The sequence below is a fragment of the Pseudomonas sp. GM79 genome, from assembly GCF_000282495.1.
GTDB lineage: Bacteria > Pseudomonadota > Gammaproteobacteria > Pseudomonadales > Pseudomonadaceae > Aquipseudomonas.
The window spans coordinates 1-15529 of record NZ_AKJE01000055.1; the positions used below are offsets into that span (position 1 = coordinate 1).

A 15529-nucleotide genomic window follows, 5' to 3' on the forward strand; every position below is an offset into this window, starting at 1 on the left:
TTCCCCAGCGGCTACAGGGCGCCGGCTGTCTGCTCGAGTGCCTGCCATTGCAACGGGGCGACAAACCCCGCCACCCAGTCCGGCACCTCACCGGGCGGCATCGGGCGCGCGATGAAATAGCCTTGAGCGACTTCGCATCCGAGCCGCAACAGCAATTCACCGTGCTCAACGCTTTCCAGCCCCTCGGCAATCACCTGCCGGCCGAACGCGCGTGCCAGGCCAATCACCGCTGTGGTCAGGGCCAGGTCGTCACGATCATTCAGAATGTCGCGCACGAACGACTTATCAATCTTGATGGTTTGGGTACGTAAACGCTTGAGGTAACTCAGGGACGAGTAACCCGTGCCAAAGTCACCCAGGGAAAACTGCACCCCCAACGCCTGACAGGCCTGCAAACAGGCACTGACATGCTGGATATTCTCGATCGCCACCGACTCGACGATTTCCAGATCGAGCATCTGCGGGGCGACCTGGGCATGTCGAGCGAGTACGTGCTTGAGCCGGTCGACGAAGTCCGTGCGCTGAAAATGTCGCGCCGCGATATTGATACTGATCGGCCAGCCCTGCCCCGCTTGCTGCCAACGGTGCAACTGCGACAGAACCTGATCCATCACCCATTCGCCAATATCGATGATCAGGTCGGTGTCCTCCACCAGCGGCAAAAACTCCCGGGGTGGCACCATGCCGTTTTGTGGGTGCTCCCACCGCAACAACGCCTCAAAACCGACGACCACGCCACGACGCATGTTCACTTTGGGCTGAAAATGCAGGCGCAACTCACCGGCGACCAACGCCTGACGCACCCGCTCGACGGTCTGGTGAGTAGCCTTGACCTCCTGATCCCGAGAGACATCGAATAGATGAAAGCGGTTTCGCCCGCTCTGCTTGGCCACGTACATCGCCTGATCGGCATGACGCAGCAGGGTTTCGGCATCTTCATTGTCGTGGGGAAACAGGGTTACGCCGATACTGGCAAACACATTGATGTCCTTGCCATGCAGCGTGTAAGGCGCCGAAATCGCCCCCAACACGCGATTCAGCGCTGCGCACAATTCCGGCAGATCACGCACATAACGCAGCACCAGCACGAACTCGTCGCCGGCCAGTCGCGCCACCACGTCTTCGCCGCGCACAATGTCGCGCAAACGCTTGGCCACTTCCACCAGCAACATATCGCCACTGGCGTGACCGTAACCGTCGTTGACCGCCTTGAACCCGTCGAGGTCAAGCATGCACACCGCCAACGGAATGTTTTCATGCCGGGAGAATTCCAGCGCCTGATCGAGTAAATCCGACAGGAAGGCGCGATTGGGCAGCCCGGTCAGCACGTCATGCCCGACCCGCCATTGCAAGGATTGCAGGAGTTGGCGTTTTTCGCTGATGTCGAAACGAATCGACAGGTATCGGTGAACGCGGCCGGTGGCATCGTCGAGCACCGGCACCATGGTGCTGTCGACCCAATACAGGCTGCCATCCTTGGCGCGATTACAGATTTCGCCCTTCCAGATATTGCCCAGGGCGATGGAGCGCCACATGGCGGCGAAGAAATCGGCGGAATGCAGGCCGGAGTTCAGCAGGCGATGGTTCTGCCCCAGCAGTTCCTCGCGGCTGTAGCCGGACACGGCGCAGAACTGATCGTTGACATAGGTAATCCGGCCGTCCAGATCGGTCTCGGAAAAAATCGCGGCTGCATCCACGGCCCTGCGGTATTTCTCATCCATGAGTCAGGCTCGCTGTCGCTAGCGGTGGTACCGCTCGACCAGCGCAGGATGCCCGGAAGAGGTGTTTTGAGACGTACTGCGCAGAGACACGTTATCACTCCATGAACAGCATTTGATGACCCCGGACCGCCGAAGATCCAGGGCAAAGTAGCAACACCGACTCTGGTAATATTTCGCGAGGCTTCAGACCGTCAGCGGCCTTTGTGCAGACCCGGCAGGGAACGCAATGCTGGCTTTTTCATATCGCCTAAACTTCAGAAAGCAGATCACCCCAAAACCCTTCGAAGCGGCGATTCTACGAAATGCATCACATTTTGCAAAGCAAGGTGATGGATCATGCAGTTGCCTAATGCAAAAATCTATCGTTAAGTTCTTGATTCTAAATGGGAATTGAGCGATGCAAATTTCAAGTTTGGGTCCGGCCATCCGACGCTACCGTAAGGTCGCAGGGCTTACTCAGGCTGAACTCGGCGAAAAAACCGGTTTTGACCCCAAAACCATCAGTCGCTTCGAAACCGGCACCTATACCCCCAGCGTGGAAGCATTGTTTTTGCTTGCCGACGTGCTGGGCGTGAAGCTGAAAGCCTTTTTCGCAGATCTGGAAGACGAAGATGAACAGCGGGCATACCTGTTCAGCGTCATACACAAAGCCACCCCGAAGGATCTGGGAAAGCTGATCGCAGCGGTTGACCAGGCCTTGTCCAAGCCTAGTAAATGAAGAAAGGAGGCCGCTCTGTCGAATGCGACAGAGCGGCCTCCTTTTTTTATCCCGCGCTTTAATTCGGAAACGACGAAACACCGCCCTGGATGAGCTCCATGGCAGGGAAAATAAAACAGTATTTTTAAATAGAAAACACGAAAGAGGGCTCGTGCTGCGTTATGGAGGCAACCCCACCAGCCACACCCCGGCACACAATGTCACCGCTGCGGCTGCTCCCTTCCGGATCTGACCAGGTCCCATGCAAGCATGCTCGGGAATCGTTGCAGACCACATGGTGTAAGGGTTTCAGGCTTTTGAGGTTGCCAAATTTCTAACGTGCAAACTATCTGCACGGCAGTCAAAAATCAGAGGTGCAGTCAGCATTGTTCCACTTTGCTGTTCCACTCTGGTGTTCCACTCAATGACCTATATCGTCCGCCGCCAATCGGTCTATTACCTAAACCTCCGACTACCCAAACACCTGTTTCCCAACCGGCACACCTTGCGCATGTGCTTGAATTTGCGAGAGCGTCAGCCTGCATTGTTCCTCGCCAGTTCACTGGCACAGCAAGTACATAATCACCTACAGGAACACCCTCTAGCAGACATCCTGACGCTGCGCAGGCTTTGTACTGAATGGAGAGATAAATGCCCTGCCCCATCCTCTGTGCATCGCTCACACCAACCCATTGCTAAGCCTGCGAGATCAGTCGCGAATGGTCCAGCTCTGTCTACCTTGTCCAAGCTCTATATAGAAGAAGGGAAACGTGGTGGTACGTGGCGTGAGGTCAGCACGCACGAAGTCGAACGTTCATTACGAGATTTGTTCGAGCTGATGGGCGACATGCCGGTTTCTGATTTCGACGTTCACCAAGCTCGATTGCTGAAAGATCGCCTCAGTCGTTGTCCTCAATACTTCGCGCTGTTACCACAGTTCAAGGGCAAGACGTTGACTCAAGTGATTGAGTCGGGTGGTACGTACAAAACCATCACCGCCGTGACCGTGAACAACCGTCTGCGCAAACTCTCGGCATTCATGAACTGGTGCAAATCCAATGGTTACGTTACCGACAATCCATTGGTAGGACTCAAGGTCATGACGGGCTCAGCCAAGGAAGCACGGCTGTCGTTTGATCAATACGACCTGAGCACCCTGCTCAATCTGGATGCACTCAAGGTTGAGGCTCGCAAGCATCCATGGCGGTTCTGGCTACCCTTGCTCGGAAGGCTCACCGGCGGCCGACTGGAAGAGTTATGCCAACTGCACGTTGCTGACTTCACAACGTTGCAAGGAATCGATTGCATACGGATCGACGATGGTCACGAATCTCAAAAACTTAAGAACAGTAGCAGTCGCCGGACCTTACCAATCCACCCCACGTTGATTCGGCTCGGACTGCTCGATTATGTGAATAGTCAGCGAACAGAAAACTCAGATCGACTGTTTCCAGAACTCGAACCTGTACGTGGAAAGCTGGGGCATGCGCCTTCAAAATGGTTTAGTCGGTATCGGATCAAAATGGGCATCACCGATCCCAAGAAAACTTTTCACAGTTTCCGTCACACAATGATCGACGACCTTCGGGACGCTGGCGTACAAGATTCCCTGATCAAGCGTATCGTTGGTCATGAAGATTCTGCTGTTACCTTCGGTGTTTACGGTAGCCGCATCCCTATCAAAGCGATGGTCGAAGCACTGGGAAATGTTTCACTATCCAGCACATAACCACGACCTAGATTCATCGACAGGTATTGGTCGGGAGGTATTGCCATATTATCGGACAGGAGAAAACTTTTTATGCTAATTGTTTACCGTGCTCAGTTGAATAGAAGCAGAACGCGATTCAACGCCTAAACTTTTACCTTGAAAATAACTGAAGAAAGTTATTGACAAACTGTCCTTCGGTCTTGACATTTTCAACTAAAAAGTGTATTATGCATATATCAGAAAGGGAAACGACCACACTGTTTGTTGCCTTGCCATTTCAACATCCTCTAATACAGAATTTCCTTCCTTTACTCTGTAGCGTAGTTGTTTCCCTTTCTACCTAAATCTCTCCCATAAGACCATTGCCTGCAAAGGTGTGGTCTTTTATTTGCTCGTCGTTAGACGTTATTAACGTTTACCAACACCCATCCCACATACCAACCAAAGAGGTAGCTATCGTGCTGCGTATCGCAATTTGTAACATCTGCAACAAAGAATATTCAACGAAGAGAAGTCATTCAAGGACGTGCAGCTCTACATGTCGCAACGCGGCTTGGCGCTTAAGCAAATCAAAAGTGGTGCAAGTAAAACTTGAATTCACAACCGACCACTATCGTCAACTTCGCAAACAAGCCGACGCAAACAACATGACAATCAACACACACATCGTTTATATACTGAACCAGTAATCACTGACATCTGCAATTTACAACCTACTTCCATTTGAATAAAGCACAAAGGGAATTCCACAACTAAAAACAAGGAGACACATTTGCCTAATTTCATATGTTTACACAAATCTAGCCAACTCATCACGTCGGTCATCACGTCGCCTCGACAACCAACACTGGACCATAACTACAGCTTCCATGGTGCGTCTGTTGAGGTTCTTAATAAATATTACCGCCTACTCACCAAAGCACGTCGCAAAGGAAGTCTGGTCAGCTCTGGCGACCTAGCTGAAGTATCACCTTCATTCCAATGTTCATTGGTTGAAAAGCTAAAAAAAGGCTGAGTCCTAACAACCCTACCACCCCCCCTATTTCGATGCCCTACAAGCCACGGAATACGCGGGTTTCATTTACCAATTTGGTCATATCTCGGCCTATTTTGACTATACATTCTTATTTGGGGAATACTATATGCAAGGATTGCAAATCTTTGATGCTTCTGGTCAGTTAACAATGACAACCGATACATTAGTTGGTCGATATCTTGGTTATTTTTCAACAGGTGTTTCAAACGGCTCAGTAGCTGATGGCCGCCTATCAAGTGGAACACCATATTACTTTGCTGAGTCAGTTGGCTTAAATACCGATACTACGATTCTATGTCAACCGATAGTATCCATATCGGATGCTGGAATCAGTTGGTCGTTCCCAGACTTCCAAGCCGGCAATGGGTCATTAGCACCTAGAGTTGCTATCAACATATTCTATGGAGTGCATTAATGACAGCAGGATTACAAGTATTCAGGCCAAACAATACGCTACAGATTGACTCCGAAATCAAGACTCTAACACTCACAGCAAAGGTTGTAGCAAGTGGCTGGACACTCGGTAGCACTGTGTATAGCACTACAGTCGTTGTTCCTAATACAACAGTCATGCTGTTGTTTGGAAATACAAGCGGCAGTGTGGTCGGGATAAAAGAGAAGTACGCTTCTGGCTCATCTATAGTCTACCGACTCTGGTCAAACAGTACGACTGCCATAACATGTTATGGGTTCGGTCCAGCTGAAATAACACCCGCAAACTATGGATTGCAATTATTTGATGCTGCCGGTCAGCTGACATTCGATGCTACTAGCAAGTTCTTGAAGATTCAGGGTGTTACGCAAACTACTTCCGACACACAGAGCGTCCCGTACTCAAACCCAACAGGTGCAACTATAGCCAGCGGATTGAGTAACTACAACGCCCGGTACATTCGAAACCAAATTGGCCAGCATCAGGCATTCGCAGTGATTATCAGAGGTCTTCGTGTTGGCCCATCCCAGATTGATAGTGGTTTGATTTTGAACCAAGGACCAGCGACAACGACACCACCAGATGTATCTTCTGTCGGTCAACTTCCGACCGTTATCACAGTCGATGTAACCAATTATTAAACTTAATCTAAAGGAAATATACATGAAAGCACTCAGCACACTTGGTCTTGAGCGACATCTGGCTATCGCTCAACTTAAACACTACCTCATCCTGAAAGCGGCAGCAGCTGGTGTCGGTGACCGACTTGAATATAGACGTTGCGTTGACTACATCGACACGCTGACTACTGAATGGGGTGTTGCTGCTTTGCAACAAGCTAAAGGTGACCATCATGTTTAACCTGGGAGCGTTCGAAAAAGCTATTGCTCGTTCCAAAGCAAAGCAGCAAGTGCAAGTGAGTAAGCCCAACACCGTTGTTGATAAACCTCCGCATGTTGCTACCACCATTAGCATCATGCCTCATCAAGATGAACATGAGCAGTATCGCCAGACAATTATTACCAAGGCGATTGCTCACATTCGATTTAAACGGAATGAGTGTTGATTTCACCCATCCCCAAACAATCAAACAATCAAACAATACCAATAGCAAGGAAAAACAAATAATGAACACCAAAGTATCTATAAAAGGTTTCCCGCGTCAATTCGACGAACAAGAACTTAAGCAGCGTCAAGCTGGCTATCATTCTGCTTACAAACTGACTGATCAGTGTTATGAGATCGTACGTGGAGCGATTCCATTTGAAATGCTAAGCAACGTCATTGCTCATCATGAGCTGGGATACAAACTAACTTCGAAGTATCCAGCCAGTTTTGACCTGATGTCTTACTCCATTCGGATGGAAAAGCCTCTTCATCTTCAGCAAGAGGACTTGAAAGCAATTGATGAGCGAGAAAAGAAAAAGTATATCGAAGAGCTTCAGCAGGAACGTGAACACTACCGTGAGCTGTTGACTCAACAGCTTCTTGATGCAGCTAAAGCAAAAGAAACCAAGAAGGTTGAAGATGCTCGATTGAAACGATTGGCAGACATTGAAAAGGAAGTTAGTGATTTGTTTGGCGAGCTAGTCATTCCGGCTTGACGGGGTGATCCCCAGCACAAGACCGCCGCCAAACCGAAACAAATGGTTGACCAACGCAAAACACCCTGTAGAATAATTCGGCAAAAAATTTAGCAAGCAGATATTTAGAAAAGCCTCCACCACCATACTGGCACTGGTTTAGTGCCTTGCAGGAGGTTTTTAACGCCTGCGGCTTACCAACCAACTGGCAGCTACCCGAGAGGAATGCCTATGAAATGAACTGAACAGGAGAACCACAATGAGTAAAACGCCCCCCTCTAAGAACCTGATCACCGTTGATGGCCTTGTAGTAGACAAGCTCACGGGAGAAGCCGTTAAACCATCGGTCTTTTCCACTCCAGCCGACTATCAGCCAAGTCTTCACGACTGTCGAAGCGTGGACGACTTTGCCCGTTACTTGAAGTTTGTTGATCGACGCAAATTACCTGCACATACCCTGCACCCGCTGCGTGATGAAGTGGACTATGCCCGTGGGATCTGGTGCCGAAGGGGGATCGATTGTCGCATCACGCTGCCCCAGCAAAGGTTGTTGGAAACACTGCATCAGCTCGTTGTGTACCGTAACGTCATCTTCATGACTCAGGCCGCCTTGGCAAAGGTGTTAGGTGTTGATGAATCAAATCTGATGAAGAAGCTGAAGGTGCTGGTAGGGGCGGACATGTTGCGTATCAGCACCTCTCGAAACGGCAACATTCGCACGGGGGAGGTTAAGCTTGTCATCAACCCTCGATTCGTTTTCAGGGGAGGCGACTTCACACGTGATCGGTACGTTGAAGACTGGTATTGCCCAGTTGGCTACCTGCACATGGGCGATCTTCGCCCTCTCAACGCAGACGAATGTTTCGCCGTAGCCGCGTAGATCACCCGTAGATTTTTCAAAAAAACTACGCAAAAAATAGTCTGCAAGCCACGTAAATCAAGGGGTTTGAAAAAGTCCTATTATATAAGAGAGAAGCAAAGCGAAACGACGCTTCTTTCTTCTTTGGAGATTGCCCAAAGGATAGGTGTGTTAGAGATGCTCTCTTTAAGGGGAATACCCCTGAGTGTTTTATTAGAGAGAGTAAATAGAAGAGAGGGACAAGCTCCCTCAAAACAAAGAGCGTGGTCTTAGAGAATGCTATTCTCTGTGTTACACAGAGAGGATAACTGTTCTGTCGTATACGACAGTGAGTACATATTCTGTTTCACAGAAGACAAAGCAAAAGCGAGAGGGGTTATTACCCCTTCCTCTCTAAGAGCACTTCACTTCGTTCAGCTTGCGAACATGTCTTTGTATTGAGAGTTACTAAACTCTAGAGAGTCATTCCTGATTTTCAATCAGATGTCAGCAATCTCCTGTGTGAACACACAGAATACACTTTGATGAGCATTCAGGAAAAGAGGAACGAAGTAGAACCAAGCACCAGACGCTCACCTCTCACCGCTTGACGGTGAATAAAATACCTCATCAATCATACTTTCAGACAGTTGATCATCATCTATTGAGGATGGCTGTAAGCCCCTACAATTGATTCTGAGAGTCTTTCTCAGTCAAAGCAACTCAGCCACTACACTTGCCACCCCCTGAGCGCTCACTAGCACTCAGGGGCTTTTTCACATCTGTAACATTCAGCATGTAAACAGTGCAATCACAACAGGTGATCAATCAGAGCAATCAACAGGGATGACAGTCAGTCATAACTCTTGAATCTATACACCAACAAGGCTGAGACACTGATTATACCTGGGGTTGGTCGATAACCGGGTTAAGCGCATTCGTCACTTTCTCCCTGATTTCCTCGCAGGTGAAAGCAAATACAAGCAAACGCAACAAAAACACTTGTTGTTACTTGCGCCTAATTGTCAACTACCGTTCGTCTGATAGCAATTGCGCTTCGCACTTTTTCCATGGAACCTCTTGACGTACCAACCTTGAGGTACGCCGAGTGAGGAATGAGACATGAAGTTATACGACGCCGAGAAACAGCTTCTACAAGCAATCTACGAAGGCCAGGAAGTCGCCAGCGGTGATGATTACGCAACATGTCTACGACTTATCAATGCCGGTCTTGTTAAAGGAATCCCCACCTCTAATCTGAGAGATGGGAATAGCTATGGAGCGCTGGAAACCACCGCTGTTGGTCGCGAGGAGTTACACCGCTAAGGCTTACCCTATCAACGCAGCCGGCGCCTGATCACCAAAGGCTGCACCCACAGACTCAAGGATGAACACGCATGCCAGACAACAACCACGCCAATATCGCCACCGCAGATGCCCTGACACTCCTTTTGCACAACCAGCACGCACTTCGGGCGGCAATTGAAGAAGTCGCCTTGTGGGCACGGTCAACAGGTTCGCCTGAAACGCATGAGAACGCCATCACGGCACTGGAAACTCTCGACACAAATGCCTCAGCCATCACCGCTGGCATTCTCCAGCTGCGTCAGATTTGATCAAGCGCAGTCTCTAATTAACAGAATAGCATTGTGTAAATTAGCTAGCCCTTATGGTTATTGACTTCCTGCTGATTTCAGATAGTCTCCATCCCAAGAGAATATTTTGTTAATTAGCCAGGCCAGTAAACACAAGGAGATGGTCATGCAGCTAGTCGAAGCAGTCAAAACCACAGCAGAAGTTGAACAGGTAGCTCACAAGCTGACGCTGAATGCTCGTGGTAACACCCTGTACGCCGACATCTGGATGTTCGGCCTGCAAGTGGCACTGCGTATCAGCGACCTACTGACGATCACCTATGAAGATGCTTTGCAAGGTCGCGTCATAATCAAGGAAAGTAAAACCGGCAAGGTGCGCAACATTACGTTGAACCAGAAGGCCGTGGGGATCATCCAGAAGCGTCGCGCTGCAAACCCTGACCACAAGTACCTGTTTGAAGTGGAAAGCAACAGAGCCAAGGGTAAGGCGGTGTCGCGGGTAGCGGTTGCAACAGCATTCAAAGCTGTTGGTGATGAACTTGGTATTCAGCTTGGCACACACAGCATGCGTAAAACCCGTGGCTGGATAATGCACAGCAGCGGCATGTCCATTGAGAGAATCTGCATGGTGCTGAATCACAGCAGCCCTGCTATCACCATGGCGTACATCGGTATCACTCAGGCTGAGATTGACGCCACGTACCATGAGTTTGTTATCTGATTTTTCTGTAGTCGCGCAGGAGCAACGATAAAGGCTGAGTGCGTGCCTTGTTCAGCTAACACACCGTATACGCGATCCTACGCAGCCTCAGACTACTCCCTGACCATCACATCCCATCCCTACGGATTTGGCAAAACCTTGAGCACCCACCCTTGTGCAAAAGGTCGTAGGGTTAACCCGTCATGACCAATATCCAAACATCCACCACGGATTCCAGCACCGTCAACATACGGATTCGACCCAGAATCGAGATTCAAAATACAGGGGGTTGGAATTCCGGGATAAAAAGTGGTGGTGTAATATTCGGAATCACTGCGTTCATCTATTCCATAGGCTCTCATCTTCACGACAGTCGCCTGGCTTTTGGGTATGCGCCATTACCGTGTGACGCCGAGTTGCTCCATGGCTGCCCAGTGATGCCTATCTGCTCTTGCTAGGATTTCGCTCGCCGCTGCGTCATCTTTATACTTTAAAATTTCACCTTGAAGCTCGTGAAGTATTATGCTTGTGATATTGTCGGCATAATCGAAGTCGTTGAGTTTCTCGATCTCTTTGTAATCTGCAAAAATTGTTGCTAGCTGTCGATAAGTTTCCTCAAGCATTCTTTCAGTAACAATAAAATGCTGCTGGCTATCTTCATAAAGATCATGAAGGTGGGGAAGAGCCTTTATTTCATATCGAATTTCAAACGCACCTTGTGCTCTATGGTAAGTAGTCAATGTTTTGTAGAGGGCATCCCGCATTAGCCCTCCTTGAGCTTTGTGGTGTATTGGGGCAACGTTTTGATTCCCCGTATAAAAAAGAATCGAGTTAAGTACACTTTCAATTCTTACCAACGTATCATCAATATTGTAAATATTTAACCCCGCATTCCGACCTAAAAAGAAAACATCACCTTCACGATGGGGGCCAATATATTCGATACCAAGACAACCTTGCAAATGAAACATCTTCTGCACCAGCCGCAGATGCTCTTCCTTATCCCTGTAATTCCCTAGCAACTCACCAACAGACTTATAAATAGCTAGACAGTCAGTTAAGTCATAGGCTTTAGCATTTTCAGGTTCTTCTATTTTTACTTTGTAGTCACAACGACTTGGACTATTGCTAGGAAAAATAGCGGTATAAACCCGATCCGGATCTGCAAAGCGAATAGAACCTTTAAAAAGAATAGCCTGCTCATTGAGCCTTTCAATAAACACCTTCCGATGATTAAGGTATTGCTCAAAAGTAAGAGCAGCCAATTGCTTTTCTACGACAATATCGTGTTTCTGCTGCTTAACTAAATTCTCGGCATCCAATGCGATCTGTCTTTCTTCGCTTTTAACTTGTTGAAGATAGAGAAAAAGCAGAGTACCAATAGTGGCGAATGAGCTTAATAGTGTAAATGCACCACTCATCACCGAACCGAAGCTGCCCCAGTCTGTTGTAAACCGAGAGATCGGCCCTAGGTAGTACCCATAAGCCCATAGAACCCCGACGGCAACCAAGACGCCAACTCCAACAGCTACACCTACCCCGGCCAATATCCAATTTGCTTTCATGACCGCTCCTCGTCTTTTCCCCATTGTCGTTGATCACCACCGGAGGTGCAAAGACATTGCTCACGGCAACCGTGGCAGGCAACGGCTCTAGGGAAACATGTGGAACTCATCGAACCAGGTCTGAAAAAAAGACTGCTGGTCCTAATTAGAAGCCATCCGGCTTGGCATTTTTCAGCACGGAAACCACCACACTCATCCTTTCTTTTCCTATTTATTTCGAGAGCCGTCAAGAAAGCTCCCGATTTTTTGAACGAGAAACCGCATTTTTACAGGACCGCTTACTAGTGAATGCCCAAGCATATTTTTCTCCCCAAGGAAATCTATGGCGGGGAAACTCACAGTGTAGAAACGAATCATCACAACATCGTGGTGGATTTTTGGCCGTGTTCGGGATATACACCGGGGATGACATGACTACCAACAGGAGGTTGCGATGGCCAAAATCACCAGCTTAGAGACAATATCTAGCGAATTCGACATTGATCCCAAGGAGCTTGAAAAGTTAGACATCATCGACACCCAACTAACTGTCGATACAAACTTATTTATCGATCCTTTGCTCCTACCAGAAAGCAAGCACGAAGAAATAAATACGGGTGCAGCAACAGCATATGAACAACGATTCGAATTTATAATAAAGTTACTAGCCGCATCCAAACAGAAAGGCGACATCACATGGAGAAAAGCAGAAAAACTATTCAACTTTTCCGAAGTAAGCTGGACTTGCCTAGGCTATAGCTCATCTGTAAGAGGATCTGGATTTGGCCCGGAACTCACCTCCAGCACACTGGAAACGGCTGCTCAGATAGTAGCACTAGGAATTACTGATATCGACTTCTTCATGGGGCTATCACTATTTGAGGAGGGCATCGGCCCCGACAGAATCAGCGACATGACCACAAACATAATACTTCCTCACCTAATAGAGTTCACCATTAGACAAAATAAAATATTAAAACTCCCCACAAAGGGATTTAAAATCAAAGATGAAATATTTCACCTTCCCGAAAACCCTTACTCGAAAGACCCTTTATTATTTGTTCCAAGAGACATTGTTAGGGATCTGCCAATAGCCAGTGACTGGAGTGATATTTCTCGCATTGCACGAGAAACCGAAGAGTACCGTGAAAAAGTGAGTGGTAGCATCGGAAAAGTTTGGGCCACTATGTCGAAAAAAAGAAAGCAAGCACTAAGAGATAGTGCACTCCAAAGCAAAGAGGCGTTTGAGCAGATACTAGAGCTGCTGAAGGAAGTTCCAAAAACCCCCTACAACTTTGACGCAGATCACAATGGTGAGGCATTCTGGACACGACTAAAGGATATTGCTGATCAGTACCCGCTAATCACAGCCGACACTCCCAAAAAAATAACCGGTCTGGAAGAAGCAAAAAAACTGGTCGATACAATCATCAAGCAGTTTCAAGATCTTGTCGAAAACAAAGGAATCTGGAAAGAGCTTTGGTCTGACGACAAGAAACCTCGCCGGGAAAAAGCCGCACAGAGACTGTTCTTTGTTATTGCTTATTCATACTGCAAAGCTAACAACTTAGACGTAACCCCAGAAGCTGACACTGGAAACGGACCCGTTGACTTTAAATTTTCGTTCGGATTCAACACTAGAATTGTAGTTGAAATAAAACTATCTACAAATGATTTGGTCCACGGCTACACAAAACAGCTCGAAATATACAAAAAAGCCGAAGACACTCAGTCCGGCGTGTACTTAGTCATTGACGTCGGCAGCATAGGACAAAAATACAATGAGGTACAACGCATGAGGCGTGAAGCAATTGAAGCCAACCAAAAAACATCGGCAATATACTTAGTTGATGGAAATAGAAGAGAGTCCGCAAGCAAGCGCCAATAAACAAGTATCAGCAGGATATTAAGCCAGTAAACTTGAGACCAATAAATATCAACTTTACTGGCGCATTACCCGCCAATCTCAAAATGAAATAGCAAGATGAAGGACACAGTGTTGCGGTTACAAGCAAAAGTTTGGCTCAAGATTTAGCACCTTTTGTATAATCTTTAATTTCTCAGAAAAAGGTTGTTTCAATCCAGCCCTCCACCTTTTCGTCACCAATGAAGTTGAGCCGCGATTCAAATGTGAACGCTAGCATTACAAGGCAGGCGGTGGTATCTAGTGCTATCCCTTTACGGTTCCCGGTCGCCTCCATTCCCTCGATACGAGTTCTTAGATTGATAGCGGTATTGTAAATGTCATTATGGATGTGCAGGTTCTTCTTGGCGGTTCTCTGTACCCGACGCCTTGTCATGTCCCCTCCTCTGCTGTAGTCGCCGGAGCTTACCGGGTGCAGTGGCTTCTATGGAAAGCGGCCTTGGTTATCCCTTGCAGGAATACGCATTTTGAAAGGCTGCCATGGCAAGAAATGCACCATCACGGTGTAGCGATGCAGGATGCTCTTGCAGGTATTTAGCAACTATTCTTGCTCCTTGCTGATTCATTAGCCCAGCAGGGAAGCACGTCTTTTCTTTGGGCAGCAGGTATTCGTTCATTGTCACCATGGTGCTCATAACCCCATTCACCAGGCCGAGACAATATCCAATATCTACGCCACTGTTGACGCGCTCGCCGTCTGCATCGCGGACAGCCTCTTTGCAGGCTCTGAGTAGCTGATTCCCATCCCCTGCCATCGCTTGACTACACCCGAGCACCCCGACGAGCGCAACCGCTCCTATCCATGCCTTCATGTTGAAATCCTTCTGATTGAACGGTGACATATAACCGAGTGCCCCCCCCCTTCTGCCAAAAACAGCCTTAACTATTCGTCCTCTTCTTCATCATCAGACACGGAGGCAGCGTTCTCTTCGACGTAGGACTCACACCCCTCGTTGAATGATGCGGACGGCGTGCTACATGACGATTCGTCGTCAACATCGTTTTGCTCAGCCCAGTCATACCCAGCCTGATGACCCGAGCAGTCGCCAAGGCATGTGTTGCCGTCAAACGTAGCAGCGTTCACAGTCGTGACACCCATCATCGATACAAGCAACGTCATTATATAAACCATGCTCATTGCTCCCTGCGCATTGCCAAGCCAGTTAAGTAACCCTACGACTACTTGCCATCGCGTGGTTTAGTGCCGAATTTTCCAGTGTAAGGATTCAAATTTCCCTTTGTACTGTAGTTGTTATTTCTAGTGAAATCTGGATTTGTAGCGTGGGAAGGCTTTACATAGGTTCCATTACTTCGCGTATATCCACTGATAGCATGATCAGAACGACTCCCGTAGGAGTAACTAGATTTGTATGAAGTATGCCCACCGAAACTGCTCCCACGAGCAAAAGCATTCCCTGAGAGTGTCAATGCCATCGCAGCCGCCAAAATCAGCACCCTTTTCATGCAACCTCCTTTTCCAGATCAATGATGGCTCGACGATACCACCACCCTAGCGAAGGCGACACGGACTTCTAGATTACTTAGGGTTTGCACGGCAGCTGAAAGGGTGTTGATGAGCGAAGACTTTGAATGGAAGCACTTGGAGTCCGAGGACGCGGCAAGCTATGATCGCCAGCGAAGCGCACCACTTAGGTGTCATTAAACGCTGTCACACTTCGAGATTTTTTGCTGATAAATCCTTGTAGAATCAAGGATTTAGAGATAGGAGGCAACCCCACCAGCCACA

The 15529-nt window shown here is 48.2% G+C and carries 15 protein-coding genes; 12 read left to right on the forward strand and 3 right to left on the reverse strand.

Translation table 11 applies throughout. The features are described 5' to 3' along the window. Nucleotides 1–11: 11 nt before the first annotated feature. Complete coding sequence (locus PMI36_RS13420; protein ID WP_008072450.1) at nt 12–1721, reverse strand: putative bifunctional diguanylate cyclase/phosphodiesterase; 1710 nt, start codon at nt 1719–1721, stop codon at nt 12–14. A 397-nt stretch (nt 1722–2118) separates the two neighbouring features. Between PMI36_RS13420 and PMI36_RS13415 the strand changes: the two genes are divergently transcribed. The 11 genes from PMI36_RS13415 to PMI36_RS13380 all read left to right on the forward strand — a co-directional run bounded on the left by PMI36_RS13415 (nt 2119) and on the right by PMI36_RS13380 (nt 10335). Further along, the gene (locus tag PMI36_RS13415) at nt 2119–2439 is read left to right on the forward strand and encodes a helix-turn-helix domain-containing protein (protein WP_008072451.1); all 321 of its coding nucleotides are present in this window, start codon (nt 2119–2121) and stop codon (nt 2437–2439) included. A 403-nt stretch (nt 2440–2842) separates the two neighbouring features. After that, nucleotides 2843–4147 carry a site-specific integrase gene (locus PMI36_RS13410; RefSeq protein WP_008072452.1) on the forward strand — a complete coding sequence of 435 codons (1305 nt, stop codon included), beginning with the start codon at nt 2843–2845 and terminating at the stop codon, nt 4145–4147. Nucleotides 4148–5271: 1124 nt separating this feature from the next. Continuing rightward, nucleotides 5272–5580 carry a hypothetical protein gene (locus PMI36_RS31465; RefSeq protein ID WP_157214956.1) on the forward strand — a complete coding sequence of 103 codons (309 nt, stop codon included), beginning with the start codon at nt 5272–5274 and terminating at the stop codon, nt 5578–5580. Further along, nucleotides 5580–6239 (forward strand): hypothetical protein, encoded by a 660-nt coding sequence (locus tag PMI36_RS31470; protein WP_008072454.1) that lies wholly within the window; start codon nt 5580–5582, stop codon nt 6237–6239. Before PMI36_RS31465 ends, PMI36_RS31470 begins: the two co-directional genes overlap by 1 nt. 22 nt (nt 6240–6261) lie before the next feature. Then, the gene (locus tag PMI36_RS31475) at nt 6262–6459 is read left to right on the forward strand and encodes a hypothetical protein (protein WP_157214957.1); all 198 of its coding nucleotides are present in this window, start codon (nt 6262–6264) and stop codon (nt 6457–6459) included. Continuing rightward, nucleotides 6452–6664 (forward strand): hypothetical protein, encoded by a 213-nt coding sequence (locus tag PMI36_RS0129675; RefSeq protein WP_032830491.1) that lies wholly within the window; start codon nt 6452–6454, stop codon nt 6662–6664. Before PMI36_RS31475 ends, PMI36_RS0129675 begins: the two co-directional genes overlap by 8 nt. Nucleotides 6665–6725: 61 nt before the next feature. Further along, nucleotides 6726–7202 (forward strand): hypothetical protein, encoded by a 477-nt coding sequence (locus PMI36_RS13400; RefSeq protein ID WP_008072456.1) that lies wholly within the window; start codon nt 6726–6728, stop codon nt 7200–7202. 238 nt (nt 7203–7440) lie between these two features. Continuing rightward, nucleotides 7441–8061 (forward strand): hypothetical protein, encoded by a 621-nt coding sequence (locus PMI36_RS13395; protein ID WP_008072457.1) that lies wholly within the window; start codon nt 7441–7443, stop codon nt 8059–8061. A 1080-nt stretch (nt 8062–9141) separates the two neighbouring features. Then, on the forward strand, nt 9142–9345 hold the full coding sequence (locus tag PMI36_RS13390; protein ID WP_008072458.1) for a hypothetical protein: 204 nt from the start codon (nt 9142–9144) through the stop codon (nt 9343–9345). Nucleotides 9346–9416: 71 nt separating this feature from the next. After that, entirely contained in the window at nt 9417–9635 is a 219-nt protein-coding gene (locus PMI36_RS13385) for a hypothetical protein (protein WP_008072459.1), read from the forward strand. Nucleotides 9636–9780: 145 nt separating this feature from the next. Beyond that, on the forward strand, nt 9781–10335 hold the full coding sequence (locus PMI36_RS13380) for a tyrosine-type recombinase/integrase (protein ID WP_008072460.1): 555 nt from the start codon (nt 9781–9783) through the stop codon (nt 10333–10335). 377 nt (nt 10336–10712) lie between these two features. On the opposite strand, the gene PMI36_RS13375 is transcribed toward PMI36_RS13380, so the two are convergent. Further along, nucleotides 10713–11879 carry a hypothetical protein gene (locus tag PMI36_RS13375; RefSeq protein ID WP_008072461.1) on the reverse strand — a complete coding sequence of 389 codons (1167 nt, stop codon included), beginning with the start codon at nt 11877–11879 and terminating at the stop codon, nt 10713–10715. Nucleotides 11880–12312: 433 nt separating this feature from the next. Between PMI36_RS13375 and PMI36_RS13370 the strand changes: the two genes are divergently transcribed. After that, complete coding sequence (locus PMI36_RS13370) at nt 12313–13746, forward strand: hypothetical protein (RefSeq protein ID WP_008072462.1); 1434 nt, start codon at nt 12313–12315, stop codon at nt 13744–13746. A gap of 479 nt (nt 13747–14225) precedes the next feature. Here PMI36_RS13370 and PMI36_RS13360 read toward each other — a convergent pair whose 3' ends face one another. Next, nucleotides 14226–14594, reverse strand: coding sequence for a Rap1a/Tai family immunity protein (locus PMI36_RS13360; RefSeq protein WP_008072464.1), 369 nt, complete (start codon nt 14592–14594; stop codon nt 14226–14228). Nucleotides 14595–15529: the final 935 nt, after the last annotated feature.

Excerpts from the sequence above, each read along its gene's own strand:
- PMI36_RS13420 (WP_008072450.1), bottom strand. The coding sequence starts at position 1,721 with ATGGATGAGAAATACCGCAGGGCCGTGGATGCAGCCGCGATTTTTTCC.
- PMI36_RS13415 (WP_008072451.1), top strand. The coding sequence starts at position 2,119 with ATGCAAATTTCAAGTTTGGGTCCGGCCATCCGACGCTACCGTAAGGTC.
- PMI36_RS13410 (WP_008072452.1), top strand. The coding sequence starts at position 2,843 with ATGACCTATATCGTCCGCCGCCAATCGGTCTATTACCTAAACCTCCGA.
- PMI36_RS31465 (WP_157214956.1), top strand. The coding sequence starts at position 5,272 with ATGCAAGGATTGCAAATCTTTGATGCTTCTGGTCAGTTAACAATGACA.
- PMI36_RS31470 (WP_008072454.1), top strand. The coding sequence starts at position 5,580 with ATGACAGCAGGATTACAAGTATTCAGGCCAAACAATACGCTACAGATT.
- PMI36_RS31475 (WP_157214957.1), top strand. The coding sequence starts at position 6,262 with ATGAAAGCACTCAGCACACTTGGTCTTGAGCGACATCTGGCTATCGCT.
- PMI36_RS0129675 (WP_032830491.1), top strand. The coding sequence starts at position 6,452 with ATGTTTAACCTGGGAGCGTTCGAAAAAGCTATTGCTCGTTCCAAAGCA.
- PMI36_RS13400 (WP_008072456.1), top strand. The coding sequence starts at position 6,726 with ATGAACACCAAAGTATCTATAAAAGGTTTCCCGCGTCAATTCGACGAA.
- PMI36_RS13395 (WP_008072457.1), top strand. The coding sequence starts at position 7,441 with ATGAGTAAAACGCCCCCCTCTAAGAACCTGATCACCGTTGATGGCCTT.
- PMI36_RS13390 (WP_008072458.1), top strand. The coding sequence starts at position 9,142 with ATGAAGTTATACGACGCCGAGAAACAGCTTCTACAAGCAATCTACGAA.
- PMI36_RS13385 (WP_008072459.1), top strand. The coding sequence starts at position 9,417 with ATGCCAGACAACAACCACGCCAATATCGCCACCGCAGATGCCCTGACA.
- PMI36_RS13380 (WP_008072460.1), top strand. The coding sequence starts at position 9,781 with ATGCAGCTAGTCGAAGCAGTCAAAACCACAGCAGAAGTTGAACAGGTA.
- PMI36_RS13375 (WP_008072461.1), bottom strand. The coding sequence starts at position 11,879 with ATGAAAGCAAATTGGATATTGGCCGGGGTAGGTGTAGCTGTTGGAGTT.
- PMI36_RS13370 (WP_008072462.1), top strand. The coding sequence starts at position 12,313 with ATGGCCAAAATCACCAGCTTAGAGACAATATCTAGCGAATTCGACATT.
- PMI36_RS13360 (WP_008072464.1), bottom strand. The coding sequence starts at position 14,594 with ATGAAGGCATGGATAGGAGCGGTTGCGCTCGTCGGGGTGCTCGGGTGT.